Annotated in this window: 25 protein-coding genes; 2 read left to right on the plus strand and 23 right to left on the minus strand. The window is 61.7% G+C overall.

The annotated features are described in order from the left end of the window. Positions 1 to 2: 2 nt before the first annotated feature. From pilP to GO615_RS05605, 23 genes are all read right to left on the minus strand, one after another. Positions 3 to 356: a type IV pilus biogenesis protein PilP gene (pilP, locus tag GO615_RS29175; protein ID WP_169126034.1), complete on the minus strand. Its 354-nt coding sequence runs from the start codon at positions 354 to 356 to the stop codon at positions 3 to 5. Positions 357 to 435: 79 nt separating this feature from the next. After that, positions 436 to 1,755, minus strand: coding sequence for a type 4b pilus protein PilO2 (gene pilO2 / locus GO615_RS05500; RefSeq protein ID WP_169126035.1), 1,320 nt, complete (start codon positions 1,753 to 1,755; stop codon positions 436 to 438). A gap of 3 nt (positions 1,756 to 1,758) precedes the next feature. Continuing rightward, positions 1,759 to 3,378 (minus strand): PilN family type IVB pilus formation outer membrane protein, encoded by a 1,620-nt coding sequence (gene pilN / locus GO615_RS05505; RefSeq protein WP_169126036.1) that lies wholly within the window; start codon positions 3,376 to 3,378, stop codon positions 1,759 to 1,761. A gap of 6 nt (positions 3,379 to 3,384) precedes the next feature. Continuing rightward, positions 3,385 to 4,083, minus strand: coding sequence for a toxin co-regulated pilus biosynthesis Q family protein (locus GO615_RS05510; protein WP_169126037.1), 699 nt, complete (start codon positions 4,081 to 4,083; stop codon positions 3,385 to 3,387). Positions 4,084 to 4,093: 10 nt separating this feature from the next. Then, positions 4,094 to 5,212, minus strand: a complete 1,119-nt coding sequence (locus GO615_RS05515) for a TrbG/VirB9 family P-type conjugative transfer protein (RefSeq protein ID WP_169126038.1) — start codon at positions 5,210 to 5,212, stop codon at positions 4,094 to 4,096. A gap of 42 nt (positions 5,213 to 5,254) precedes the next feature. Next, the gene (locus tag GO615_RS05520) at positions 5,255 to 6,580 is read right to left on the minus strand and encodes a TraB/TrbI/VirB10 family type IV secretion system protein (RefSeq protein WP_169126039.1); all 1,326 of its coding nucleotides are present in this window, start codon (positions 6,578 to 6,580) and stop codon (positions 5,255 to 5,257) included. Beyond that, positions 6,570 to 7,388, minus strand: coding sequence for a TrbG/VirB9 family P-type conjugative transfer protein (locus GO615_RS05525; protein ID WP_169126040.1), 819 nt, complete (start codon positions 7,386 to 7,388; stop codon positions 6,570 to 6,572). The genes GO615_RS05520 and GO615_RS05525 overlap by 11 nt, the downstream gene beginning before the upstream one ends. Then, positions 7,385 to 8,086: a VirB8 family type IV secretion system protein gene (locus tag GO615_RS05530; RefSeq protein ID WP_169126041.1), complete on the minus strand. Its 702-nt coding sequence runs from the start codon at positions 8,084 to 8,086 to the stop codon at positions 7,385 to 7,387. Before GO615_RS05530 ends, GO615_RS05525 begins: the two co-directional genes overlap by 4 nt. Before the next feature lie 155 nt (positions 8,087 to 8,241). After that, on the minus strand, positions 8,242 to 10,224 hold the full coding sequence (locus GO615_RS05535; protein ID WP_169126042.1) for an AAA family ATPase: 1,983 nt from the start codon (positions 10,222 to 10,224) through the stop codon (positions 8,242 to 8,244). Continuing rightward, a complete protein-coding gene (locus GO615_RS05540; protein ID WP_169126043.1) occupies positions 10,214 to 10,594 on the minus strand; it encodes a hypothetical protein in 381 nt (126 codons plus the stop codon). The genes GO615_RS05535 and GO615_RS05540 overlap by 11 nt, the downstream gene beginning before the upstream one ends. Positions 10,595 to 10,723: 129 nt before the next feature. After that, on the minus strand, positions 10,724 to 10,975 hold the full coding sequence (locus tag GO615_RS05545; RefSeq protein ID WP_169126044.1) for a hypothetical protein: 252 nt from the start codon (positions 10,973 to 10,975) through the stop codon (positions 10,724 to 10,726). Then, positions 10,975 to 12,405 (minus strand): type IV secretion system protein, encoded by a 1,431-nt coding sequence (locus GO615_RS05550; protein ID WP_169126045.1) that lies wholly within the window; start codon positions 12,403 to 12,405, stop codon positions 10,975 to 10,977. The genes GO615_RS05545 and GO615_RS05550 overlap by 1 nt, the downstream gene beginning before the upstream one ends. Before the next feature lie 72 nt (positions 12,406 to 12,477). Next, a complete protein-coding gene (locus GO615_RS05555; protein ID WP_169126046.1) occupies positions 12,478 to 13,230 on the minus strand; it encodes a hypothetical protein in 753 nt (250 codons plus the stop codon). Next, the gene (locus tag GO615_RS05560) at positions 13,223 to 15,718 is read right to left on the minus strand and encodes a VirB4 family type IV secretion/conjugal transfer ATPase (protein ID WP_169126047.1); all 2,496 of its coding nucleotides are present in this window, start codon (positions 15,716 to 15,718) and stop codon (positions 13,223 to 13,225) included. Before GO615_RS05560 ends, GO615_RS05555 begins: the two co-directional genes overlap by 8 nt. 22 nt (positions 15,719 to 15,740) lie before the next feature. Further along, a complete protein-coding gene (locus GO615_RS05565; protein ID WP_169126048.1) occupies positions 15,741 to 16,052 on the minus strand; it encodes a VirB3 family type IV secretion system protein in 312 nt (103 codons plus the stop codon). 12 nt (positions 16,053 to 16,064) lie between these two features. After that, a complete protein-coding gene (locus GO615_RS05570) occupies positions 16,065 to 16,457 on the minus strand; it encodes a TrbC/VirB2 family protein (RefSeq protein WP_169126049.1) in 393 nt (130 codons plus the stop codon). A gap of 16 nt (positions 16,458 to 16,473) precedes the next feature. Continuing rightward, positions 16,474 to 17,433: a TadA family conjugal transfer-associated ATPase gene (locus tag GO615_RS05575; RefSeq protein WP_169126050.1), complete on the minus strand. Its 960-nt coding sequence runs from the start codon at positions 17,431 to 17,433 to the stop codon at positions 16,474 to 16,476. Between the two features lie 62 nt (positions 17,434 to 17,495). Beyond that, positions 17,496 to 18,134: an IncC plasmid conjugative DNA transfer DtrJ family protein gene (locus GO615_RS05580; RefSeq protein ID WP_169126051.1), complete on the minus strand. Its 639-nt coding sequence runs from the start codon at positions 18,132 to 18,134 to the stop codon at positions 17,496 to 17,498. Then, positions 18,124 to 18,696, minus strand: a complete 573-nt coding sequence (locus GO615_RS05585; RefSeq protein ID WP_169126052.1) for a hypothetical protein — start codon at positions 18,694 to 18,696, stop codon at positions 18,124 to 18,126. The genes GO615_RS05580 and GO615_RS05585 overlap by 11 nt, the downstream gene beginning before the upstream one ends. Then, positions 18,696 to 20,573, minus strand: coding sequence for a conjugative transfer system coupling protein TraD (gene traD, locus GO615_RS05590; RefSeq protein WP_169126053.1), 1,878 nt, complete (start codon positions 20,571 to 20,573; stop codon positions 18,696 to 18,698). The genes GO615_RS05585 and traD overlap by 1 nt, the downstream gene beginning before the upstream one ends. Continuing rightward, positions 20,570 to 22,342, minus strand: a complete 1,773-nt coding sequence (gene mobH / locus GO615_RS05595; protein ID WP_169126054.1) for a MobH family relaxase — start codon at positions 22,340 to 22,342, stop codon at positions 20,570 to 20,572. Before mobH ends, traD begins: the two co-directional genes overlap by 4 nt. 98 nt (positions 22,343 to 22,440) lie before the next feature. Further along, on the minus strand, positions 22,441 to 23,088 hold the full coding sequence (locus GO615_RS05600; protein ID WP_169126055.1) for a FlhC family transcriptional regulator: 648 nt from the start codon (positions 23,086 to 23,088) through the stop codon (positions 22,441 to 22,443). Beyond that, positions 23,088 to 23,384 carry a flagellar transcriptional regulator FlhD gene (locus GO615_RS05605; RefSeq protein WP_169126056.1) on the minus strand — a complete coding sequence of 99 codons (297 nt, stop codon included), beginning with the start codon at positions 23,382 to 23,384 and terminating at the stop codon, positions 23,088 to 23,090. Before GO615_RS05605 ends, GO615_RS05600 begins: the two co-directional genes overlap by 1 nt. Positions 23,385 to 23,609: 225 nt before the next feature. On the opposite strand from GO615_RS05605, the gene GO615_RS05610 reads away from it, so the two are divergent. Together GO615_RS05610 and GO615_RS05615 are read left to right on the plus strand one after the other, a co-directional pair. Beyond that, positions 23,610 to 24,332 (plus strand): LexA family transcriptional regulator, encoded by a 723-nt coding sequence (locus tag GO615_RS05610; protein ID WP_169126057.1) that lies wholly within the window; start codon positions 23,610 to 23,612, stop codon positions 24,330 to 24,332. 56 nt (positions 24,333 to 24,388) lie between these two features. Then, positions 24,389 to 25,138 carry a hypothetical protein gene (locus GO615_RS05615; protein ID WP_169126058.1) on the plus strand — a complete coding sequence of 250 codons (750 nt, stop codon included), beginning with the start codon at positions 24,389 to 24,391 and terminating at the stop codon, positions 25,136 to 25,138. The last annotated feature ends 63 nt before the right edge of the window (positions 25,139 to 25,201 follow it).

A 25,201-nucleotide genomic window follows, 5' to 3' on the forward strand; every position in this document is an offset into this window, starting at 1 on the left:
CCTTATTTGAGGCCGTAAGCGGGGATTTGCGGCATCTGGCCGGTCGAGGGAGCGGCGGCCTGTTCGCCCGACACGAATGCCAACTCCTTCGTGTCACCCTGTTTCTTGATGCGTACGCCATTGGCGCGGATCTCGCTCACTACGCTGCCATCGGGCAGTCGGTCGCCCTGCTTCACTTCGATGGGTGCGCCATCGGCCAGGCGCAACCGCGCGCTGATGTCACCGCCGAAGCGCATGATTCCGACAATCTGCGGGGCGCCCTTTTCGTTCGGGCTGCTCCCCTGTGCGGAAGCCAGATCATTGCGTGCCTTGGCGAGATCAGTTTTCGCTTTCAGGTAAGCCGTTTCCGATTGCACCTCGAGCAGTTCGCGCGCGGTGTAGTTGCCGGCGTGTGCGGAAACTGCCGCGCACAGCGCAGCAGCCAGAACAATGCATTTATTTCGCATAGATGGTTCCCTCGTAAGTCCATTGCCCCTCGCGGGCGGTGATCTTGGTCAGGCGCACGCCCGGGAAGTCGAACATTTCGCGGATGGTTTCCGGCATCAGCGGCGTGGGTCCCACTTGCACGGTACGCTCCACCCAATCGGCCGGCAGAATCTCAACCTTGTCGGCCTGATCCTGCGGGATCGGTGGCGGCGGTGGCGGGGTCGGAGCGCCCACGGAGATCGAGATGTTCGCGGTCTGTATGCGGGTGAAAATGGGCGTTTCCATCTCGGCCCAGAGACTCAACGACTCGTCCTGCGAGTCGAGCGTCTGGAATGTGCGCGTCCACGTCGCCGAGTTTTGATCGGCTGCCACGACGGCCTCGGGCAATAGCGCCTTGAGGTAGCCGACGTTCGTGTGGTCGTGACGCGACAAGCGCACCGTCGAGCCGGTCGGCTCGCAGACATAGCTCGCCAGATCCCATGACCCGGGAGCTGCCGGAATCTCAAGATCGGCCATGCATGCTGCGATGAGGCTGCTTGGCGTCGGTACGTTCACCCATCCGTGCGGGATTGCGATCTGAACCTTAGCGCCGGCCACTTGCGACGTGTTCGCCATTTCGGCCTGCAGCGCGGCCAACTCTTCCGCGGCTTTCTGATCCAGATACTGCTGGTAGAGGAAATATCCGGTTCCCGCAGCGACCAGCGCCAAGCCAGCAATCGCCACTGCAAGCAGTTTTGCCTTGGGGTTGGACGGCGCGCGCAGGGTGTAACGCCCAGCCTTCGGCAAGTGGTTGTTGCGCATGCCGAGCACTTCCTCGACTGCCACCGGAATGAAGTTGTGGTAGCTGGCTTGCGCATCCTCCTCAATGCTGGGCGACCCAAGGACGGCGGTCCATCCGCCGACGCTGTAGGTCTGCTCGAGCAGATCGTAGGCTTCGTGGTAGGTCCCGATGCGGTCGCAATTGGGCACGATCGCGCCGTCGCGCACAGCGATCAGAAACCATTGGTTCTGGGCGACTTCAAACAGGCCAATCCAGTCCTGCAGCCGCTGACGACGACCGTTCAGCGGGAAATCCCGCATCGCTACGGTGTCCGCCACCGCGCCGGCCAACGTCAGGGCACCCCGAGGAATGTCGCCGTCCGTACCTGCGATGCCGACCTGAGCCACCCCGGCGCTGTGGCGCACCACGAAAGCGGTGCCGCCGAACTTCGCCATCTGCACCTTGGCATCGCCGACGAGATCGCGCTGCTTCGTGAGCGGGACCCACGTGAGTCCGCTCACCCACGCGTGCTTGCCGATCTGGACGGTGGTGATCGGGGTCGCGTACATGCCTTAGCTCCCCACCACGATCGGGGTGACCAGGATGACCATCGAATCCTTGTTGCGCGCGGCCTTCATGCCGCCGCCGAGGAGCGGGTTCTTCGCATGGCCGACGCCGTTGTACTCGACGTTTCCATCGGTCTGCTCGAAGCCAGAGAGCACGAGCGTTTCACCCGATTTCATCTTCACACGCTGCAGGAAGGACTTGGCGTCGATGTCCGGGGCCTCGATGAGCGTATTGCCGCTGGTGATCTGTCGCAGTTCGCGCAGACTCGACAGCTCAGCGCTGAACTGCAGGAACAGCGTGCCGTCGGCCTGAATCGAAGGCAGAACGTGCATCGAGAAGCCGGTATTGACCGACCCCGGGGTGATTTCGGTGGTCGCGCCAACGTCGGGTGTCACGGTGGTGGAGGAGCTCGCCACATACGTGACCGACTTGCCGGTTTGAATCGGGGCCGGCTGATTGTTCAGCGCCACGACCGAGGCGGTGGTTTCGAGATTCACCGTGCCCTGTTCGGACAGTGCATTGATAACCGCGGTCGTGCCGTTCCAATTGCTATTGGCGGAGATAATGCCGAGCGAGAGCGAGGAGGCGCCCTGCGCCGGTGTGACAGCGTTTTTCAGGCCGTATTTGCGGAAAAGGTCCTGATATACGATGTCCCACTGAATCGAGTAGTCATCGCTTTTGTTGCGCTGTACCTGGAGGACCTGAACGGTGATGAGGACTTGCTTCGAGAGCATCGCGTTCTGCGATTCCACGAAGCTTTCGACGCGCTTGAGCACCTCGGGCGTATCGGTGACGGTTAGCGACCCCGTAGCGGGAGAAACGACCGCTTTGCCCTTGCTCGACAGCATGGCCGTGACAGCTTCATTGATTGCCGTCCAGACACTCAGATCTGACGTGACGCTGGTGCTTTGCTTGTTCGAGCCGGCCGGACTGCTATTGCCGTTGCTGCCCTGCCCAGACGAGCTCACGGTCGCAGCGATCGCGGAATTGCCCGGCACCGCCCGGATGTTGAAGGTCTTGGTGTCGTACGCAAAGAACTGAATTTCGCCCTTGCTGTAGCGCCATGCGACCCCGTACCGCGACGCGGCCATGTCGAGCAGGCCCTTGAGCGACCCTTTGGTGTACGTGAACTTGATGGGGCGCACCGATTTCTCGCTTGCGGAGCCAGTCAGCGCACCAAAGCTGCCGGGAACCGGCGGCAGCCCAGGCATGGCGCCTGTGGCTTGCGTCGGATTGATCGAGTTCTTCTTGGTCTCCTGATCAACCCATGCCTCGAAGGCGTCGGGCATGACCGAGGTTGGGATGTTCGTGCGGCGGGTGATCTGCTCGGCGAACTCGCGCAGATCAGCCACCTCGGCGTCGAACCAGGTTTCCATCCCGAAGGCAGCCGGCAGACGGGGTTCTTCGACGACCTTCACGCTCTGGCGCCCGCCGACGTAGAACCCGTTCTCGATGACGACCGGCTCTGCAGGACGTGCCACATTCGTGACGCGCCCGACATCCTTGCTCAGACGGGTATTCTGCTGTTCGATTTGACTCGATGAGTCTTCCACTTGCGTGGCCAGACCAGCGCAACCGCTCAGAGTGGAGGCAAGGGCCAGTGCGAGAGTTGTCCTTTTCATCATGTGCGATTACTCCGTGCCACGCGCGACGACACGCAGAACGCGATTGCCGCGGTAAATGATTGCCTTCGGGGGAACGTCAGCGCTTTGCAGGGATTTCGTCAGCGTCTCGACGGCCACCTCAAATTGGCTCGTGATGGACGCTTCGGCCTCAATCGGGTAATCGACCGGTAGCTCCCAAACCAACTGCCAGCCGGCTTGTGCAGACCAGCGTTCCAGCACCCTGCGCACGGTGTTGTCGGCGTGTGTGACCTGCCACTGCGGATCGGGTGCGGTGACTGGCATTGCAGTAGCGGCGTCACCGTTAGGCTGCGTGGAGGTAGCGGCCATGGTCGTGCCGGCCGTGCGCGGGCTGAACGTCACGATCTTGCTGGCCGTGTCGATTTCCACCTGCAGTTCGGGCACCTGATCGAGCACGTCCTTCAACACTCGATTCCATGCCCTGCCCCCCTGCCAACTCACGATGGAGGCCTGGATGGACTCGAGGCCGCGCGAGCGCACCGTGTAGTTGCGCGGCACGATTTGACTGAGCGCTTCGTGCAGCGGGACGTCGCGGGCAAACCCCGGAAGATTCTCGAAACGCTCAGCGCCGATGACGCGCATTTGAGGGTTATCAGCGAAAGGATTGCTCGAAGACTGATCGACAAAGCCGGCGGTAGCGCCTTGCGCCAAGCCAGCGGCAATCAGTGCGAGAACGACTTTTTTCATAGCGGGGGCCTCAGTTGAATCGCAATACAAGTTCGTTGTCGCGCAGCACGATGGTCGCTTTGTCGCCGATGGCGGCGCCCACTCGGGCCAGAGCGTTGGATGGGCGTTCGGCGGCGACAGCGACGCCAACACTGATTTCCTTCGCCTCACCTTCAACGCGCACTGCGATCCCCATTTTTTCGCCGATCTCATTGAGCAGCGTTGCGATGTCGGCGTCGTGCGAAATGACCGTGAGCAAACCGTCCTGCATCCGAACTACCGGAGGCCGCTTGGCGCAGGGTTTGTCCGTGCCATTCACGAAGACGATCTCGGAATCGCCGCCATAGGCGGCTCCGTACTGATTGCTCACGAACGACCGCGGGATGCCGGTGGAAACGAGAAGATCGGCCAAGTAATCCTGCCGCTTGCGTCCGAGCGCGGAGGTGCCAATGGTTTCCGGCATGCGCACATGGACTTCCTTGAGCAGCCCGTTGCGGGCGCGGGCCTCGCGGAGCAACGTTGCTTCCGTTTCGGAGGACAAGCGGGCGTTCCCCGCGGCAAAGGCCACCAGCACGCTCGATTCGCTTTGAATCGCTTTGGGTGCGCACGCCGGCGCCGGCGTCTCGACCGGTGCCGCCTCGGTCACGGGCGACTGCTTCTGAGCGCGTGGGGTGGCGGTTTCAGCTGCCTTCTCAATCGCCGGCGTTGTCGAAGAGCCAATTGCCAGCGGCTGGGCGGCGCTGGCTGAGATCGCGGGAGCTACCTGAACTGGCACGGTCGGCACATGTGGCTCGTAGGTGATTGCGACTTGCTCGCGCTTGCCCCGTAGCACGATCTCCGCGGGAATACCGCGCACGACGTAGTACGGACCTTGGCGGAACGAGTACGCACCGCCTGGCACGCTGATGGTTACGTCGGCGTCGAGCTCGATGTAGGTGTCGCGGTTGTCGTTGAAAACGATGGTCGGCCGCAGTGCGCTTGCGCCCGCGACTCGGTATGAGAAATCGAAAGGAGCGTTGCTGCCGTTCTCGGTCGCAGCCGTTGCTACCTGCGGCACAGCGGCCGTCAGAGCGAGGCAGAAAGCGAGGGTTTTAAGTTCGGTTCGCATAAACGAGGTCAATTCCATGCAATCAATTTTGACGAAGCGCACCGCTAATTTCTTGCTCTTAAAAGGCCGGTTTTGCGCTGTTTGTCAGTTGTAAGCGGGGATTGCCATGTCCCGATTGACCACCACATTGAACTTGTGGCCCTTGCGGATGTGGATGGTCGGAGGAATGACCTTGTAGCGATCCAGCACTTGCCGCGACACGTCGACGAGGATCTTCCCGGCCTCGGAGCCGAGGCCCTGACCATTGGTGCTTTGGCCGGTCACCACCACCGTGTCGGGTTGGTTGTTCGTCTCGAACAGATATGCGAGACCTGCAATCAGGAAGGAGGTCGAGAACATCTTGACGAAGTGGTTATCCACTTCATCGGCCAACCCGGATTGCCCCATTTGATCCGCCGCTTGCATCGCACGCAGGTCGATCGATGAACCATCCGGGCGAATGATGCGGGTAAAGGCCGCCATGACCCGCTCCTGCCCTGCCGTGAGCGAATTGTTGTAGCTGCCGACCAACTTCGAGCCCTTGGGGATGAGCATCTCGTCGCCGCGTACCGTGTCGTAGATGTCCATCGTCACCATCGCCGTGAGCTGCCCCGGTAGATCACTGTTGAGCTCGGTGATCAGTACGGCGGGGATGACGGCCCCTTGATGAACGACGGGTTTCGGCCCCGGAGGATCGAGCGTGATCACGTCGCGTTGACCGGCCCCGTTACTCAGGTCCTCGAGCCAGGAAGCGTTATCGTCGCCCCCTCCGCCCGCGGACCGTGGCCGTGCCGCGCTCGCGCCTTGGCTGGTCGAGACCTTGCGCAAGGAGCCCAGCAGTTCTTCCTGCATCTGCTTGGCTTTCCCGCTTTGCGCCTCAAGGCGCTGCCGAATGACGTCCGCGGGGTTGGTCGCTTCGCCCGTGCCCGACGCCCCGGCTCTGGCCGCGGTACCACCTCCCCCGCCGAGAGCCAGCAGACCGGCGCTCCGGATCTCTTCTTCCCGCTTCTGGCGCGCAAGCTCCGCCGCACGCGCGTCTTCATCAATGCGCGGCGTTGCGGATGGCGCCTGCGGCAGTGCGGGCGCGGAGCCGAGCGAGGCCGGCACTGCGGGAACGGGGGGCAAACCGTTATCCGGCAGCGGGATGGGGGCCGTGCGCTGACGGTTCAGTTCGGCCTCGATCGCGGCCTGTTCGCCTGCGGCATCAAGGCGCGAGGTTTCGTTGATCTCCGCGGCAGCCTGGTCAGCGAGCGATTTGGGTCCGGATGCGGCATCCTGCTCGGCCGCATCGGTGAACAGAACGAGCGCGAGCAGCGCCACGAGGACGCCTGGAATGATGATGTGGAGATTTTTTGCCAGCCGCGACCCGATCTTGGGCTGCACCGGATCGGCCAGGCTCTCCTCGACGGATGGAGGCCGGTTAGTTGCCATTCCAGGCGCCTCCGAACGAGAAGAAGCTCTTGCGCATGCGACGGTTCTCGACGGTGATCTCTTCTTCGCCGAGTTTCAGCAGGAGTTTGCTGGTGAGGCGATGAACGACCATGTACTGATCGCGCATCGTGAAGTTCAGCAGTTCGTGCTGCCCGTCCTTCCCGATCAGGAACAAGGCGGGCATCTCTTGACTATCGGGGAGCCGAATCCAAGTGAACTTCCCGTCATCGAACACTTGCTTGGGTTTGAAATCGGCGTCGCCCTCGATGTCGTAATCGAAATTGAGTTTTTCGACCGACACCCCCGGCGTCACCACGGTGGCGGCAAGGCGCCGCTCCTCGTTGCTGCGGGCCGTCTCGACCGCATTCATCCTCGCCTGCTGCTGCTTGGCTTGCAGCACGACCAGATCCGGGTGTTCCCATGACACCTGAGCGTAGAACTTGCCGTCTTCCGGGCTCGAACGCAGCGTCAATTGATACGTTCGCTTGTTCGTGACCAGCGTCCCATTCGTCACCAAGCCGGGGAACATTGGCTTGATGAAAACGTGTCCCGGTGCTTCGCTGACGATCCACTGCGCGGTGTCGCCGATCGCCATGGCCACCACTTGTTCGTCCTGATGCAACTGGATGTCCGTGATCGACATCGGGCGAGTAAGGAGCGTGTAGGTATTCTTGGCGTCGTAGACGAAATTCACCAACTTCGTGTCGCCGGGCATGGCAACCGGGCGCACTTCCGCCTGTACCGTGCTGACGGGCAGAATTGCCAGCAGTGCGCTGGCAACCGCAAGGGATTTCGCTACGCGACTCATATCGCTTCCTCGGAGATATTGAAATGGGTGACGAACATGCCAATCGGATTGCGGAGAATTTCCGCTTCGCTCTGCGGCGGTTCGATCGCGAAATGCACAAGCACGGCGTAGCGCTGAGTTGGCACCGTGTCCGTGGCTGAGCGGGTCTGCGTCACAACCCGAACCATGGCGATGTTCTCCGCCAAGAACTGGATCGTGCTCGGTTGCACAGTCCTGGTGAGGGTGGTGTCTTTCCGCAGCTTTGCGATCGGTTGCGTCTTGGCCAGATAGTCGCGGAACTCCTCGATGGCCTTGCCGCGCACCATCCCGTACGCTTCGCTCAAATCCCGTTCGGTTGTGAATGCATCCCAGGTGAGCATCTGCTTGACCCATTTGGCGAGGAAGAACCGCTTCTGCTTCTCGTCGGGCGAGAACGTTGTCGCAGTGATGCCGACCGCACGTGTCTCGCCAGTGACCTTGTCGACGTGAATCGAATACGGCACGACGCTCTTGAGCGGCGAGAGTCCGGCCAACGCGAAGGCCATCGCCACCATTGCGACGATGCTGCAAGCGGCGAGAACGAACAGGCGTCCTTGATTGACGGACGCGCCCCCAACGGTTTCAGCCCACTCGGCCTTGGCGCGGTCGTAGGCAGTGGGCGGAACGTTCCCGATATCCTGGATGGTCTTGGGTTTTGGCGATGTTGAACGTTTGAACATGACGTGGGCACGTGGACTAGGTTGCCGACGATTTAGCCACACCCCATGTGCGAAGTCGGTTCGATAAAAGGCCGATAAACGCGTGTTTGCGCACAACCCCGGCAAAAAAAAGGCCCGGCAGACGCCGAGCCTTGAGATGCCGATCAGGGTGGCGGCTAGAGCGTTCCTACCACGCTGGTGCGCGCACGCAGGAGGTCGTCCAGCGTCGCATGGCCTTCGTGTCCGTTCACGACGCGGCGTTCTACCATCAGGTCTGCGGCTTGCTGCAGTACGGCCGCAATGTTCGCGATGGACAGCCCTTCGAGCAGTTCGGCTGCAGCAGAGGGCGTCACATTGGCCTCGAATCGCGCCCTCGACTTGCTCATCCAATTGCACACGAAGTCTGCGATAACAGTCCGGTCAGGTAGCGTGAACTCCACCTTCTCGGTGAAGCGACCCCCACGCAGGGCGGCGGCATCCATGTTCTCCGGATGATTCGTCGCGGCGATCCACACCACGTCATGCGTCTTGCCCCCTGCCCCGTCGATCGCAGTGAGCAGGCGGTTCGTCACGCTCGCGCTGTGCGGTGCGTAACGGCGATCGGCGAGTACATCGTCGGCCTCGTCCAGAAACACGATACACGGCCGGATGTCGCGGGCTTCCCGTGCCAACTCTTCGATGCGGTCGGGGTTTCCGAGCAACTCATTGCCGGATGCGGACACGAACGCCCATCCTGAACTTTTGGCGAGCGCACGAGCGGTGAGAGTCTTGCCGGTTCCGGGCGGCCCCCAGAACAGCACGCCGGCGGGCACGGTGCCTCCCAACTCCTCGATGTGCTCGATGTCGCGCATACGCGCCGCGATACCGAGAAGCCGCTGCTTCTGGCTGGGCATCATGATCAATTCATCGACCGTGGGGGTGTTTTCTGGCAGTACGCCCTTGCGGCCTTGAATGGTGCGCAAAGCCTCTTGTAGATGCACATACTCGATGGTGCTTCGCTGCGCTTTGACGGCAGCGCGAGCGGCCTCGTCGGCCACGGTGCGCAGTCTTGCCACGCTGAAACCTGACCAGCGGCGAGCCGCCATACTGAGGGCGTCTGCATCGAGCGTGAGTTCGCGGTGCTTGGCCAGGGTGTTGCCGATGATGGCCGCACGCGCCGGCTCGTCGGGCGGGGTGATCTCCACCTTGAAGTCGAAGCGCCCTTCCCGGATCGCGGCCTGATCGAGCTTCGCCAGGAAATTGGTGGCGGCGATGACCACAATCATCGACTCGCGGGCCTTCACGAGCTCCGTGAGGATGGCGTTCGTTGTCTTGGCCGACTCCTCGGTACCGCCCGACATGGCCGCATTGCGGTCCTTGATGAGCGAGTCGATCTCGTCGAGGAACAGCACGCACGGCGATTGTGCGCGCGCATCCTTGAACGCCCGCATGACCTGTTCGGTGGTCTGGTTGACCCAGGAACTGGCCACATCACCGAACGTCACGGAGATCAGCGGCAACCCGAGTTCGCCCGCCAAGGCTTCGGCGAACAAGGTCTTGCCGTTGCCCGGCTCACCGAACAGGAGGATGCCGTTCCGGGGGGTGAAGTTCTCTTGTCCGAGAAGCCTTTGCGCCTGGACGATCTCCTGCCCCGCCTCGAACAGGCGCTCCTTGACCTCGGCCATGCCGGTCACGTTGTAGAACGTGACTTTCGGACGTACTGCCGGAAACTTGTACGTTGGCCGACGTTCCTCCGTCGCCTGCTCCGAACCGCCAACGGTGGGTACGCGCTGGCGTACCTGTTCGACTTCCGGGGCGAGCCACCGCTGGCCGATGGCGACGATGGTCAGCAGTACGCCGAAGATCAGGTTCGGGATGAACCACTGCCATTGCCCCCCAGTGGTGATGATCGGCGCGAACGCGAGAATGGCGACCAGCGAGAGCCCAGGTAGCGCAAAGAGGGTGCGATAGCGCAGCAGGCAGAAGGCTGCGAAGAGCATCATGGCGGCCGCGCTGATGGCGATCCCGATGCCGGCCAGAGCGTAGAAGCTGCCCGTGCCGCCGAAAAAGTAGCCGATGCCCTGCACCCCCATCAGGATGAGCGACACGATGAACATCCAGTAGGTGATCCCGCGCAACATAGCCTCAACGCGGTCGAGAACGTATTGCTTAGTCATCATGGTATGTCACCTCCACGGCGACGCTGCGCGCATCGAGCAGCCACCGGAATGGGATCGACTGTTGCGTGATCGCGGCCAGCATTGCCTCACGGACGGCGCTCGTGACGGCAATCGGTTTCGTGCCTTGACGCAGCTTCAAATGCGCGACATAGACCGGCCGCCGCGCTTCGCCGGAAAAGCCGATGTCCATGCGCGCCGCCTTGCATCCCGGTGCCTTGGCGCAGATGTCCTTTACTTCCAGTTCGCCGTTGTGTTCGCTGCTCCACACCACATGGGGAGCCGTCCAGTACGCGGCGAGGTAGATCGAGCACATGGCCGCAACGGCAAATACTCCGATCAAGGCGCGCTCGGCGATAGGTCTATGCATCATGACTGCGATTCCTGTTGTCTTACGCTTTCAGGGTACGGGAAAGCGCCTTGGTTGCAACCCTCCAAACGAAAATGCCGCCCGTTCAAGAGGCGGCATTCGATGACGACGGTCGTGTGCGTGTTGTCTGCGTCAGCCTTTGGCGGCAAGGAGCAACAGGCGCCCGATCTGCCAGAGCAGCAAGACGATTCCGCCCGCGAGGATCAGCGGTCGGTCCTGCCAGAAGATGCGGATCGCCCAATACAGCGCCCCGGCAACGGAAACCTGTGCCGCACCCGGGGTGGGATAACCCGGTCGGTCCGCGCCTGGAAGGGCTCGCCGTTCGTTACCCGCCGATTGCAGCTCGAGCAGTTCCGCGTCGGTCATTGCACGCCAGCGACTCATCACGCACTCCCCTTCGGGCCTTGGCCGCGAAGCGCCGCCTTGTACGCGCTCCTATAACCGGGGGAAACGCCGGTGGGCTTCGCGCCCGAACCCGACGCGCGATAGCTTACCCCGCCGTTGCCGCCGGCTGCTCGCCATTGCCCGGACGCCGTCGACATGGACGTGCGGCCCGTGCTGAGTGCCGCCTTCGCCGCGTTGGCTGCCCGCTGTTGGTTAGCCGGCAACGAGGTTGCCGATCCGGAGGGGCCTGATCCGCCACCCCCCTTCCCCGCTGCGGCCTCCCCAGCTGCGCTTCCTGCTCGGAGGGCTTTGATCGGATTGCGCGTCGCGCCGCGCCCACCCGCCGGTGTTCTGCCTGCGGCCGCTGCGCTGACGGCAGAACCTGTGCTGACGCCGCCTGAACTCAAGGCTGCCTTGGCGCCGGCACCAAACCCGCTCATCGTGGACCTGGCCGTCTGGAGGGGGCCTGAGCCGGCGGAGGCAGCGGTCCGCCCCGCGCTGGCCGCGCCCGCGAGGCCACCTGCAACGGCCGCCCCGCCAGTCATGGCGGCACCGCCGGTCTTCTGCATCGAGCTGGAGCCTGCGTTTGCGGCACCGCCCGCAGTCATCTTGGAGGGAGGGGTGAATTTTCCAATGTTCACGCCGCCCGACATCAAGGCATGTGCGATCCCGGTCGCTTGAGCCATCAGGTACGCCATGATGCCCAACACCAGCATCACCACGGCGTAGATGTAGAAGCTGGGCGCGGCTTCGCGGCCCGCGCTCTCGGCGAGCGCGTTGGCCTTCGTGATGATCCCGGCACTCGCCATGAGCAGCAGTGCGCCGACCACTTTTTGCATGCCGGCCACGATCATGAACTTCAGCCACCCTTCAAACAGGAACTGCGTCGGGCGGAAGACGATCCATGGCACCATGATCGGCGCCATGATGCCGCCGATGTAGATCATGAACTGCGTGACCAGGTACTGCCCGGCGTACAGCAGCGCCGCCACGATGATGAAGAGCGCCGAGAAGATCTTGAAAAGCAAGGTCGCGAGGGTCGCGGGAAGGGCTGCAATGGTGTCCCAGGCAGACGCATCGGTCGCGGTGAGGTCGCCCTCGAACAAGCTGACGGCCGAGTGGAGCATGCCGCCGAGCGACTCGGTAAAGGTCATGCCGTGCAGAATCTTCGCGGCAATCATATCGAAACCCGAGTTGAGCCCCGTGATGAAATCGGCCTTCCCGTAACCCGTGCCGATGATCCAGCTCGCGAGGCCCCAGATCAACGCGAGCGAGACGAAGCCGCCTACCGTATCGGCAAAGGTCTCCTGCGCCAGCATGTGCTTGATGCCGAGCAAGACCAATGCGATCAGCGTCAGGGCCCCGAGCAGGAATTGCCCTTCCGCGGCAAAGGAAAGGCTCGTAAGCGAGTCGGTGACCGCCGAAATCATCGAGCCGACCAGGACGGCCGGGTCGTAAGCGGGGGGGGGAGGAGGCGCAGCCATGATGAAGTAGGGTTCCCCTTACATGCTCTTGAGACGCTTCAACTGCTCGATGGCGTAGTCATGGTGCCGCACGCGGTCATCACGCAACTTCGCCTTTTGCTCCATCTCCTCCGCCTCACGGAGCGATTGCTTGAAATTCTTTTCCGTTTCGACGTTGGAGCGTACGGTCGAGAGATCGAGCACGGTGTTCATGGTGCCGATGAGCGCGTTCATCTGACCGTTGAGAATGCGCATCGACTGATGCTCGCCTTGTGAGGTCGTGATCTCGCGTTGATAGCGCTGATAGCTGCCCCACGTCTCTTTGACGCGTTGCATGGCAGCCTCCTCCGCTTGGGTCACCGCTTTGGCGCGGCGGCGATCCTGTGCCGCAATTTCTTTCTCACGGGCCACGTAGTCACTCCACGTGAGCCCCGAGGCGATGAATCGGTCGTAGCGGCGTTGGGCATGGGTTTCGAGCGAACCCAGGTCCGTCTTGAGTGACTCCAAAGAGCGCGTTGCGCCTTGAGCACTGGAGAGGAGATTGGATGCCTTGGCGACGTCCGCGAGCAGCGAGGTATCCGAGCCGGGAACTTGCTGCAACGTGTTGACGACGAGGTGTTCCACATCGGTCGCGTACTGCATTTCCTGCGTGACGCTCTGCATCAACAGTTGGATGTTGTTGAGTATCTGCGTCACTTCGGTTGCGCCGCCTGCCGCGGCCCCCGCGTGCGCCGGCGAGTGCAGCAGGGCGCTGGCCACAAATACTGTGGCAAGGAGAGTGCGCTTAACCATTTGCCATTTCCTCGAGATAGTTGACCATCCAGTCCGGATCATTCGATGCTTGGTGCCGATTGAAGACCTTCTGCGCCTTCGCGTCCGATCGCACCACGGCGAGGATGTGCGGTGGGAGGCTGACCTCGACCATGCGTGAGAGCAGCGGTGTCGTGATGTAGTAGTGCAGTTTGGGGCGCGCGTACTGGATACGACGCATCTGCTCTTCGTTGAGCCCGAACTTGTCCGAGTACAGCTCGCGGTTGGCCACGATCTCGGGATTGGGTAGATAGATGCGGTTGGGCATGTTCTCGAGAATCGGCACGAACACATCGCTACGGGCCAGTTCGTCGAGGGATTGCGTCGCCATGACGACCCAGGCGTTTTTCTTGGCGAGGGTCCGCAGCCAGTTGTTCAGCCCCGAGGCGAACCGATCATCCTCGAGCATGAACCACGCCTCTTCGACATAAATCAGCGCGGGGCGCCCATCGAGCGCTCTGGCAATACGGAAGAAGGCGTATTCGATGAAGGCGCGCGCCACGATGGGTTCATCGAACAGACGGCCCATCTCCATGCAGGTGAATGCGCCGAGACTGAACGTATCCTCCTCGTTGTCGAAGAAGCGTGCGAGCGGCCCTTCTCCAACCCACCGACGCAGTTGTTCGTGAAGGTGCGATGGCAGCAGCGTGCACAAGGTGAGCAGTTGCCACTGAGATTCGGGCAGGCCCGCCAGATTCTTGATCGCAGCGCCGATGGAGATATCGTCCTCGGCGGTGATTGCGTAACCCCGTGACGTAATCAGAAGTTCTAACCACTTGGTCAGCCATGCCCAATTGTTAGCGTCGCCCACCACCTTGAGCGGATTCAGCGCGACCTTGCCGCCATGTTCGCCGGCCAAGTCGACGTGCGTCCCGCCCTGCAGAATCGTGGGGATTCGGCACGAGTAGTCCTTATCGAAGATGAAGGTGTGGCATGGCGCGTACTTCTGGTGCTGGGAGATCAGGAAGTTTACGAAGGTCGATTTGCCCTTGCGGCTCGGGCCCACGACGAGGGTGTGCGCGAGATCCGACTGATGGAAGTTGAAGTAGTACGGGGTGGCGAATTCTGTGGGCAGTGCCGTCAGGGACGGCAGCGGTCGATCAGGTGTCGAGTATTGGTCGGTGAAGTGGCGGTTGTACGGGTCGCCCACGCCCAAGCCCCGCACCGGCGCGAGGTCCGCGAGGTTGCCGGTGGATACGAAATGCCACCGCACCAACGCCCCTGCTTGTCCTGGCATCGAGCCCGCGTAGCAACTCATCAGGTGCATGGTTTCGCGTACGGATACGAACTCGATGCGGTCGAGATAACCTTGAATCTCGCGCGCCATCGCGTCGGCATCCCGCTCGCTGTCTCCGAACGCAAACACGGTGAAGTTGTAGTGCCCGAAGATGCGCGAATCAGTGGAAAGGCTCGTGAGTGCTGCCGAGGCATCTTCGGCCATCGCCACGCGGCCAATGTCCATCTGTTGGCTTTCTTGGTGCGTGAATGCCTCGGTGATGACCGCCTTCAGCGGCTTGCTCATATTCCGGTTGTGCCGCTCTACGTCCTGGATGTACTTACGCGTCTTTTCCAGGCTCGAGATTCGCATCACTTGGGATACGGTCAGCTCGAATGGCATGGCAAGCAAACCGTCGATCACGCCCGGCATTGTGCCCCGCTTGGGCCACCCCTTGATCGATACGGCTGCTGCGTGCCTGTCCGTGGTGCCGCGGAACGCGATCGTGTCGCCGCGCTCGACAAGCAAATTGGCCGTCAGGTAGGAGTCGAGATATGCCGGAGTGTCGGGTAGACGAATGCGCTCTGCGGTGGAAGCGGGGCTCGCGCGGCGATGCAGGAAGCCCAGCAGGTCCTCTTCTTCGAGCAGCCGGAAACCGGACTCGCTCAGTGTGCGACTGAACGACTGCAGGCGTCCCTGAAACTCGTTGATGTAGGTGACCAACTGCCGGTGTTCATACCGAAACGCGGCACGTCCGAAGAGCGAACTCTTGATCGTTTCGCTGACCGCGGCGCCGAAATTCAGACCTTCGACCTTGGTGTAATGAGCGAGCTTCTCGAAAATGCCCTCAATGCCGCCCGGTGGGGTGTAGAGCACGGAAAGGAAGTGCCGATTACGGAACTGTCCGGCGGTCAGGAATTGTTCCTTCCACCAGTCGTTGACCAGTGCCGACGTGTGGTTCTCAAACTGCGCATCGGGGTAGAGCTGGGTGCGGCGGCGGTCGAGTGTCCACCACAATGAAATGCGCTCATCACAGGTGATCCGCATGGCGTGTTCGGCTGCGGCGCTCACGGCATCGACCTCGTAACCTTCGCAGCCTTCGACATCGACGCCATCAAACTCGAAGCACGCGAGCAGGCTTCCGTCCTTGTTCAACACGATGCTGGGCTCGACGAGCGCCATCCATGGCACGAGCTCGGCATACGCTCGGGCTGAGTCATCGTAGCTCTTGACGAGTTTGCGAAGGTTCAACATTGATATGCAATCCTGCTCGGTCTCAATACAGTAAGCCCTGCCCGAAACCTTTCGGGCGCATGTTCGTTCTCTGTTTGCGCTTCGGCCACGGGTCGTAGACCGAGCCCAAGATGCGGTACTGCGAATAGATCTTGATGATGTGTGGATCCTTGCGGGTGAGCCATCGCAAGAAAATGTGCGTCACGACGGCCACCGGCAGCATCCACGGGTTGTTAAGACCGAGCGTGAATGCGGCCGCGAAGGTGCCATTGAGGATCGCCATGCGTGACTCCACTCCTGCGACCGTCTTGACCTCGAGGAGTGACTGGTGGATGGGGGTGACACGGCGATCCATGTGGCAAACCCCTTAGGCGACCGTCGCGCAGACCGACGAGCCGCCGCCCAGGAAGCTCAGCCATTGGGTTGCGAGCAAGGCCATCGAGGCGCCGGCGATCAGTCCCATGAGGGTCTTGAAGATGCCGTTCATTTCGCCGAAGGCCATCGCCAGGCCGCAGATCACGATGGCGATGACCGCCGCTGCGCGCGCGACCGTCGACTTCATCGAGTTTGCTACCGCACACAATGGGCCTTCCCATGGCATGGCGCCTGCAGCCATCGCATCCATGGCGACGGCCGAGAGCATGAGCCCTACGCACACCATCAGGCACAGCTGCATGGCTGTGCGGGTAGCGGGCAGGCGAGCCGCCATGAGCGCGCGTGCATGCGCCTTGGCTTGGAGATTGACGAGTTGATCTTTCATGGTGGATTCGCTCCTTTCAGTTGGCATCAAAAAGCATGTTGGTCACATAGCGCTCGTTCTCGAAATCCTGTACTTCCAGCACCTCCTGAAGCCTCCGCACGCCGTTGCGTCGGGCCATGAACACCACGTAATCAATGGTTCGGGCGATTTGCGCGCAGATCGCGCGGTGCGGCCAGTCGATGCCGGCGCGCAGAATCAGGGTTTCGAAGCGCGACAGCGCATCGAAACTGGAACTGGCGTGCAGCGTGGCGATCACCCCGTCGTGACCGGTGTTGGCCGCGTCGAGCAGGTCGAATGCCTCGCCGCCGCGCACTTCCCCCACGATCACGCGATCTGGGCGGTAGCGCAGCGCGAGACGCACGAGGTCGCGGGTCGAGATGCCGGCCTGGGTGTTCGATTCGAGCGATACCCAATTCGGCGACAGCACTTTCAGTTCCGGGGTGTCCTCGATAGTGAGGATGCGCTCCTCTTGAGGGATCTCGGCCAAGAGCGCATTGACGAACGTGGTCTTGCCGCTGCTGGTGCCGCCCGCCACGAGCACGTTCTTGTGCGACCGGATCATGTCGCGCAGGCGTTCGGCCCACTCTTCGTTGAGTGCGCCCGCCTTCACGTAATCGGCAAGCGACAGGTGCACCGGGTTGTGCTTTCGGATGCACATCGACGGACCATGCACGGACGTGGGCGGCAGCGCTGCCGCCACCCGAAAGCCCTCCATTCGTGCGTCGATGATCCCGTCAGCGGTGCCAGCCTTCGCGTCCTTGTTCGACAGGCGGGCCAGCACGCCTATTGCTGTCTCAAGCTCGGTCGTGCTGATGCGCACATCGACTTTCGACTGAACCCCCGCACGCTCCACCCATACATCATTGGGTCCGTTGATCTCGATTTCCTGCGTGAGCGGGTCGTCGAGGTACGCACGGACCGGCGAAAGGGCGTGTGTTAGTGCGCGTAGGGCAGCAGCGGCGGCAAGATGATCCATGCGCTGATTCTCCAACGCATGCGATCGGATTTCTCGTCGTTAAAAGGCCGATATCCCCTCATTTACCGCGGCAGAATCTGGTTGGCATTGGCAATTGCGATCACGATCGGGAAGCTGGCGAACAAGATCCAACCGGGGATGAACAGCGGTGTCACCGGGAAGGGTGCGAGGGTGTAGAAAACGGGCAGCATGAGCAGGACCACGCCCAGATGGACCGCGCCGGCAAAGACCGTCGCGCCATACTCGCCGAACTCGCTGAACTTGATCTTGCGCCGCGCGTACCCTTCCCCGACAAGACCAACCAGGAATGGCAGCACGAACGGAATCCAGCCCATCAGCATGCGCAGGCGCAACACCACAACATAGACCATGGCACCGAGCGTCTCGATATAGTTGTTCGTGAGCGCCACGGTCGCCCCTACGCCGCCTGCCAACGGCATCGTCGATTCGCGGCGGTCCTTCTCGGTGACATAGGCCCGCCGTGTCGTGTCGATGAATCCGGTATCGACGAACATCGCCACGTACGCGGCTTTGGCGTCGGCGGCCACATCGCGGGCATCGTGCTGGCCAAAGGCCGAGGTGATCATACGCAACTCGGTCTTGGCGTTCTCCCATTGCGATTGGGGATTCGAAAACATCGGCACAACGAGGAACACCACGAAGGCGGCGACGAACCAGAAGAAGGCGTGCTTAATCCACATGGCAGGCGCAATCCGGGTTGTGAGGCAGAAGGTCCGCGACGAGGGCCGCGCGGTCGAAAGTCAGCAAGTGCCCACTCAGGAACACGAGGGCTGCATGTCTGGCCGCTTGCGAGGTGATCTTGCGGGTAAAGATGAGCGTGGAGAACTGACGCGATTCGAGCCACTCGAAAAGCGTGGTCGGGAAGGGGCGCCATAACTCGGAGCCGCTGCGCTTGATACCGTGGACCGAGAAGTCAGCAATCGCACTGCTCCGATGCAGGAGCGCCGCGACGTAGGCATACTCGCTATCCTCAAGTCGACCGCCGTTCTCAGCCTTGCGCGCATACGCGTCGGCTGCGTCGGCAATCGCATTGGCGAGAAGCGAGCCGCCGAGCGCGTCCGGGTACTCGTGCGTGACGAGCGCTGCCAGGCGCAGATTCAACGCGTCAAGATAGGGGTTCGCCTGTTGCGTGATGGCCTTCAGCAGCTTCGTGCGATTGGTTTGCGCGACCGCATGCTGCAGCGAGTGCGCCGCCGAAATCAGTTGGCGTGATGAAATCTCGTACTGCTCCCCTGGAAGCATCAGGCACCCCCGTAGGTGAGCTTTGGCAGACGCCCCTTGACGATTCGCCCTCCCGCCAATTTGGCGACGTAATGCAGGTTCTGCAGCATCCCGAGAAGTTCCGGCGCGAACATATCGACCTCTTCCTCGCCGAGCGATTGCGTTGCCGTGGTGCGATAGTCGATGCCGGTCGATTCCGTTTCGGACCCGAGTCCGAGACTGCGTGAGACGGTCTGGATGCGCGTCGTGCCGAATGTCTCGCAGACGAAATCCTGCGTCTGCCGGTCGATCGTTCGGAGCGCGATGAGGTTGTTGCAGTTGCCCAAGACTTGGCGCGCTTTCGCTTCGTTGCCAAGCCGCGCGATAAAATCGGGCAGAGTTTGAGTTGCCACCGTGAGGACGAAGCCCGCTCCTCTGGCCTTGTTGAGCAGGGATAGCAGGCTCGCATTGGCCGACTCGTTGGCTTCGTCGACGAGCAACTGGATCGTGCGCGGCGCTGATTCGTAGTTGTACCTGGCGCCGGCCACGGCTGCCAGATCGGACAGGAGGATCGAGCCGATGGCCGAGCCCACTGTTTGGTTACTCAGGCTATCTAGGCCGAGGTACAGGACATGGTTGCCCTCGATCACCTTCGACGAGTTGAAGATCGGACGCGTGTCGTTGAGATCGGTGGGGTCGGGCGACAGGATCTTGCCGATCTCCCCTGCGGTGAGCTGCACGAGCAAAGGGATCAGCGATGCGAGAATTTTGCCGAGGTGATCCCGGTTGTGTTCGACCATCGCCAGCAGGCCGTCAATGGCCGCTTCCCGTTGTGATTCGGCAATCTCGTTCTTGTAGAAATGGATGTAGGCGAGCAGCTCGGCGCTGCCCTGCATCTTGGTTGGCAGCTTGCCCTCACGGGCACGTTGAATGATGGGCGAGACGAGCGTTTCCCATCGCGCCACATTGCGGGTGAAGAAGGTGCGGAGCATCTCCTCCATGAGCTTCTCGGCGCCGCCTTCGATGTAGCGTCGCAGTTTCATGAGGGTTGGCCGCTGATCGATATACACCAAGCCTTCTGACACGACATGCACGGCCTTCCACGCCATCTGCACGAAGCTGTCGCCGCCGCCTTCCGAGGGCATGAGGGTAGCGATCCGCGATGCAACTTCAGTGACGTTGCTCCAGTTGGCGAGCGGGTCGATACGAATCGACGTTGCCGGGAAGGCGGGCCGAAACTCGATGAACGCATTGGGTCGGTTCGCAAGCTGGCAGGCACGCTGCATGATGTCGCGCAGTTCCTTGTCGCCTTTCGGGTCGATCACGATCACGACCTCGTTGCGCAGGATGGCCTGGGTGACGAGAACCTCGAACAGGCGGGTCTTTCCGCTACCCGTGGTACCCAGGATCAAGGTGTTCCCTTGGATGGAGGTCAGCGGCACATACACCTGCTCCTCCTTGCCGCCGATCGCGTGAATCCACGCCTTGCCCACAGGCTGCAGGAGCTTGGCTGCGCCGCGCAGTTTGCGGAACCACATCGGCGGCAAGACATCCTCCTCTGCGTGCTTGCGCATCTCGACCGCACGTTGCGCGTGGACGCGCGACCAGTTGAAGCCAAAGCCAAGCCACAGTTCATCCGGGCGAGCCTTCATCAGCCGCACCAGCATCATCGCGCGCAGGTACGCAAATGGCTTGCCGATCAGGTCGATCTTGTAATCCCAACGCTTTAACGCCTGCCGCCATCGCCATGTGGCCATGACGATTGAAATAAGCCCCATGATTGCAAGCGCCGAGCGCGGCAGTGAGGTCAGCATGACGATGCCGAACATCAAGCCTGCGGCGATTGTCCAGCAGACCGCTGCGATCCCCTCGTACGCGGGGCGCAACGGATTGTCTAGGCGTTGTAGAGCGAGCGTCATGGCGTGGTGAGACCGAGGTCGGTCGCGATTGGAAGTTTGATCACGATGGCGCGCACGAGCTTGTTGCCCAGCTGCGCTTCGTGGAACTTACGAGATGGTTTATCGGGGTGCGGCACGAGCCAGCCAAGACGGCTGACTTCCTCAACGAACCGGGTTGCATCGACGCCATACCCGGCCACCTGCTCGATGCCGATCGCGAAACCAAGGGGGTGTTTGCCAGCCTGCACCTTTTGGCCTTGCGAGCGCATGTCGTCGATGAGCGCCCCGATTACGTCCCGGCACAAGGGCGTGACGGCCTTGCCTAGCGCATCGGGCACGTTCGCGCCGACATCGCGCTCGTCGTTGCGATTCGGCGCTGCGGTGGGCGCCGGCGGTTTGACGGCTGCCTGTGCTGGCGTCGGTGGCGCGTCGCTCGTGGCTGCTTGTGCTGCGGCGGGTGCAGAGGCAGCTGGAGGCACGGGGGGCGGTGAAGTCGTAGCGGGTGCGTCTGTTGTGGCCGGCACGGAAGGCGCGGCCGCCGTGGTAGCGGGGGCCGAGACCGGAGCGGCATTGCCAAGCACGGACGCCACTGGCTCGGGTTCGTCTGCGAGTGCCCCGAGCAGGGCCAGCGGATTGGCGAATTTCACCGCGATGAGATCGTTTGCCGATTCCGGCGGCCGGATCATCACATAGGGGCTGCCGGCGCCATCGACCTCGAAGACCTGCGCATTGGTCAGCAGTTCGACCAGAGTCTGCGGGTCCTGCGGCACGCCTGTTGTGCCGTCCTTCTGCAGCAACTCGATGATCTCTTTCGCCGCCGTTTTCCAGACGAGGAACAGGCCTTCTTGCGAATACCACAGGCGTGCTTTCTTCGCGTTGATGACCCACGTCCCGTTTGTCGCCAGCCGGCGCATGGCATCAAGCAGATGCGGTTCGAGGTGCGTGCCTACGCGCAGCTTGCCGTAGCGCTGTGGCTTGAGGGCCTCGTCCCGGGCAATTACCTTGTCGCGCACGGACGAGACAATCTTCTGCAGTGGGCTCACTTCGAACTGTCCTGCCCGTACGCCTGCAATGCAGTCAAATAGCGTCGGTGCGATCTCGATGGACCCTTCGTGCAGATACTGCAGGCTCGTAGCCGGGATGATGCGGTGCGCCAGGTAAGACGTTGCCCCTTGGCCGGGACGCTGTGTGCCGGGGGCGGCCGTGAGCCAGCGGACTAGAAAGTGGTCGGTGCCCTGTTCGCGCAGCCAGTCGCCGAGGCCAACTTGATAGGCGGGCCACAATTTTCCGTCCGGCGTACTGACCAGCATCTGCGTGATCGGGCGATAGAGCTCGCTGCACAATCCCGCCAGAAAGGTGGCGTAGCGCCACCGGGGCTCGAGTTCGCGGCGTTGTTCGACGCCGGCGCGCGCGGCAAAGATCGTCGCTTCGGAGGCCTGGAAGGCAAAGAATGCGATCTCGAGAGACAGGCGGAAAAGCCCCCCTGCCCCATTGTGCGTGCCGGATTCAGTGGCAGGCAGCAGGTTGATGGCATCGGCCACGTTGCGAATCACGCTGCCGTAGAGGCGCTCAAAGGTCGTGTCGTCGCATCCTGCTGCCAAACGCAACCGGCTGATCAATTCTGACTGCGAGGCAATCAACTCCTCCGCATCGAGGAACGCGACGCCGCGGTCGACCGGCGGGTAGATGGGCGCCCCAACGCGCACCGAGGGTCGCTCCGGCGCGGCGGGCGAAGATGCCTGCTGCGGTTTGGCAGCAAGACCGATGGTGGACAGAAGTTTGTTCAGCATGGTCCCGATTGTGGCGCGTCCCAACAATCGGAGCACTTCGCCAAAAGCGCGATTTCCCCGCGTTTAATGCAAAAAGCGGCCCGCGGCCGCCTTTTTTCTCAGTTGAGCCGCTGTGGGGCTCGCGGGGAGTCTGAGCGTTCTGCCCACAGCGGCGCAGTGTGCGGTTGCGGTGCGGGCGCCTTATCGGATTGCGGCGTGCGCGCGGCGCGCTTGTATAGGTACGGGGTGTTGAATTCGGGCACCAACTTGCGCAAGGGGCAGTCGCGTGCCGTCAGCAATTCATGCACGTCGTGGATGTGCAGCATCCCGCATCCGGGGCATTTTTCGAGGGTGATGCCCCCGCCGTGCAAGTAGTTGCTGATCAGTTTGACCAAGCGATCGAAGGAAAGCCCCTTCTGCTCTGTTTGGGCACCGAACAATTGGCAGTAACGCTCAAAGGTCGCTATGATCGCATCGATATCGTGAATACCCGTATTGCGGTACTCGACAAATAACACTAGAGCTAGCGTTGCCTGAATCCGATTCCGCGGGGAGGAAAAGTGGGCGCTCGTCTTGTAAGGCGTCGGTCCTCTCCGCGACCGCTCCCCCCTGACTTCCGCGAAGATGTCCTTGATCATGGTCTCCGGCAGGTAAGGCAGCAGCCCCGCGATCGTCGGTGGGCGCGCGCCCAGTTCGGCGAGTTTGGCAGCGTACATGATGGCCTGATTGCGTTTGACCGGTTCGGTCCTCTGATCAGTGCGTCCCATTATGCCGCCTCCACCGCCCGCGAGGCTGCCAGTACACCCAGAACATTGCGCAGTGTGTCGTCGGCGCGAATCAGGTTGCCCAGATCGTTGGGCGTGAGGCAGGAACGGAAGATCAGGTTTCCGGTCTGCGCGGCTGTCTTCAACTCCTGCTGTGTCATGTCCGTGACGGTCTGGGCAAATTCGACCGTAACCCCGAAGCGTTGGCTTGCATCCGCAATGTCACGCAAGGCGTGCTCCTTCATCGCCAGGAGGTACTGGTGATTGAGATCATGGATGTTCTTCGTGGTAACGGTCATGGCAGGCCTGCGTCAGACGGGTCGGTTGGTATTTCTCACACTGAGAGAAACTTTGTCACGATGTGCGCAATTATTCAACGAATACATTTTTTTGCAACTGATTTTTGTCAACGAATGCGCCACTTAGCGACACCTCAAGATTTCGCGGTGTAGCATAGTAAAAGTGCCGTTTTATGAATTGATCATGTTGCCACGCAGCATCTCTACATCGAAGGTGATAGCATCATGAGTCGACAAGCCGAACTGTTTCGGCAGCGGTTTGCCACCAATTTCAATCAGTTGTTGGATCAGAAAGGCGCACCCGCTTCGGGTCTCGGGCGTACCCGGTTCGTTTCACGCGAGTTTGGCGTTTCCACAAGCTCCGCGGGCAAGTGGCTCATCGGAGCTACCGCGCCGGACCCGTGGCGTTTTGGCGACATCGCAGACTATTTCGGAGTGTCGGTCGATACGCTTCTCGACGACGGCAAACGCATGCCCAGAGGAGCGCTGTCAACCTGTCCAGCGATGGCGCAAATTCCCGGCGCCGACAGTTCCCTCGTTTGTGCTGCGCTTCTCGAGGCGGTGCGAAATCACGAGCGCTTGTCACGCACAACCGTCGTGCCGCCGCTCCCTCCCAACTACCCCGCGGAATCGACGCTCTATTTGCTGCGGATCGAATCCAACGAGATGGAGCCATACGTGCGGCACGGTGACATGGTGGCGTACGTACCCATGGCGAGTGTGTCGCTCGATGGCGAATATGTCTTGTCGTTACGCGGCACGTTCGTGGTGCGGCGTATCGCACGAGTGCCGCATTCGGACAGATTGCGCCTCATGACGGGCGATGTCCGCTATCCAGCGCACGAGGTGACCGCCGATCAACTGCCCCCATACCACGGCGCTCTTGATTTGAATGTCGGCATGGCCCTGCATGGTCTGGTGGTGGCCAGACTTCTCGTGAACCGTTGAGCCCACTTGCGTTTGACTCCTGATACGACACACTACGTCTCATCAGGAGATAGTCGATGAACGAACTGACCGTATTTACCAGGGCAACCGAGCAGCCCGAGCGCTTTGAAGTGTCGTTTGCCAATGGCGTGCAGCGACAAGGTGTGTTGCGCATCGATGTGCCCTATGCGATTGAGCATCGTGACGTAGCGGCCGAGTTGGGGGCGCTCCACCATCTGTTGATCGAACGCGCTATCTTTGGGGACGACCGAGCCGGGAACAATTTGCATCTCACGGTCTCGCGTGGGCAGGTCCGCAAACTCATGCACCGCCGCAGCGGTCTTCCCGAACTGACACCGTGGGCGAGTGCCTTGTCCGTTCAGTTCGCCGATGCGCACATTCGCATCGAGAACCGATCCGCGGCCTGGGAGAAACCGCGACGACTTGAGCACGTCACGGAGTTCACGCTTGCCGACCGCCTCGATCTCATCTACCACGTGCCAGGGTTCGGGCCGACGCGCCTGATGGCGCACGCACTTGATCAGTTCTGCGCTCGGGCCAACCACCTCGAGGCCCACGAGGGTTGGCGGCAGATTCGCTATATGCTCGGGCCGGCCCTGCAGCGGGTGCTGCGCGACCCGAAGCTCGATGAAGCAGCTCGCGAGCGGCACGGCACCAATGCGGTCATCCTTTACGCGCCTGCGACCGGGTGGAATTTCGTGATCGCGCAACCGAATGATCGATCCCCGCTCCCCACGATCACAACCGCCTACCATCGCAAGCAGCGACCCCAGGACCTTGGGCCGATGATGTCGACCGCTGCCTGACTGACTCGCGTGGATTGTGCAATCCACATCGTCATTTCCCGGAACTGGCTTCTTCTTCTGCGT

It is taken from the genome of Aromatoleum evansii (assembly GCF_012910805.1).
GTDB classification, from domain to species: domain Bacteria; phylum Pseudomonadota; class Gammaproteobacteria; order Burkholderiales; family Rhodocyclaceae; genus Aromatoleum; species Aromatoleum evansii.

Bases quoted from the DNA above. Each gene is read 5' to 3' on its own strand.
- GO615_RS05520 (WP_169126039.1), bottom strand. From the start codon at position 6,580: ATGGCAACTAACCGGCCTCCATCCGTCGAGGAGAGCCTGGCCGATCCG.
- GO615_RS05605 (WP_169126056.1), bottom strand. From the start codon at position 23,384: ATGACCGTTACCACGAAGAACATCCATGATCTCAATCACCAGTACCTC.
- GO615_RS05530 (WP_169126041.1), bottom strand. From the start codon at position 8,086: ATGTTCAAACGTTCAACATCGCCAAAACCCAAGACCATCCAGGATATC.
- GO615_RS05580 (WP_169126051.1), bottom strand. From the start codon at position 18,134: ATGTGGATTAAGCACGCCTTCTTCTGGTTCGTCGCCGCCTTCGTGGTG.
- GO615_RS05535 (WP_169126042.1), bottom strand. From the start codon at position 10,224: ATGATGACTAAGCAATACGTTCTCGACCGCGTTGAGGCTATGTTGCGC.
- GO615_RS05570 (WP_169126049.1), bottom strand. From the start codon at position 16,457: ATGAAAGATCAACTCGTCAATCTCCAAGCCAAGGCGCATGCACGCGCG.
- GO615_RS05540 (WP_169126043.1), bottom strand. From the start codon at position 10,594: ATGATGCATAGACCTATCGCCGAGCGCGCCTTGATCGGAGTATTTGCC.
- pilN (WP_169126036.1), bottom strand. From the start codon at position 3,378: ATGATGAAAAGGACAACTCTCGCACTGGCCCTTGCCTCCACTCTGAGC.
- GO615_RS05545 (WP_169126044.1), bottom strand. From the start codon at position 10,975: ATGAGTCGCTGGCGTGCAATGACCGACGCGGAACTGCTCGAGCTGCAA.
- traD (WP_169126053.1), bottom strand. From the start codon at position 20,573: ATGACGCTCGCTCTACAACGCCTAGACAATCCGTTGCGCCCCGCGTAC.
- GO615_RS05600 (WP_169126055.1), bottom strand. From the start codon at position 23,088: ATGGGACGCACTGATCAGAGGACCGAACCGGTCAAACGCAATCAGGCC.
- pilO2 (WP_169126035.1), bottom strand. From the start codon at position 1,755: ATGTACGCGACCCCGATCACCACCGTCCAGATCGGCAAGCACGCGTGG.
- GO615_RS05510 (WP_169126037.1), bottom strand. From the start codon at position 4,083: ATGAAAAAAGTCGTTCTCGCACTGATTGCCGCTGGCTTGGCGCAAGGC.
- GO615_RS05610 (WP_169126057.1), top strand. From the start codon at position 23,610: ATGAGTCGACAAGCCGAACTGTTTCGGCAGCGGTTTGCCACCAATTTC.
- GO615_RS05575 (WP_169126050.1), bottom strand. From the start codon at position 17,433: ATGGATCATCTTGCCGCCGCTGCTGCCCTACGCGCACTAACACACGCC.
- mobH (WP_169126054.1), bottom strand. From the start codon at position 22,342: ATGCTGAACAAACTTCTGTCCACCATCGGTCTTGCTGCCAAACCGCAG.
- GO615_RS05550 (WP_169126045.1), bottom strand. From the start codon at position 12,405: ATGATTTCGGCGGTCACCGACTCGCTTACGAGCCTTTCCTTTGCCGCG.
- GO615_RS05560 (WP_169126047.1), bottom strand. From the start codon at position 15,718: ATGTTGAACCTTCGCAAACTCGTCAAGAGCTACGATGACTCAGCCCGA.
- GO615_RS05615 (WP_169126058.1), top strand. From the start codon at position 24,389: ATGAACGAACTGACCGTATTTACCAGGGCAACCGAGCAGCCCGAGCGC.
- GO615_RS05555 (WP_169126046.1), bottom strand. From the start codon at position 13,230: ATGGTTAAGCGCACTCTCCTTGCCACAGTATTTGTGGCCAGCGCCCTG.
- GO615_RS05585 (WP_169126052.1), bottom strand. From the start codon at position 18,696: ATGCTTCCAGGGGAGCAGTACGAGATTTCATCACGCCAACTGATTTCG.
- GO615_RS05525 (WP_169126040.1), bottom strand. From the start codon at position 7,388: ATGAGTCGCGTAGCGAAATCCCTTGCGGTTGCCAGCGCACTGCTGGCA.
- GO615_RS05565 (WP_169126048.1), bottom strand. From the start codon at position 16,052: ATGGATCGCCGTGTCACCCCCATCCACCAGTCACTCCTCGAGGTCAAG.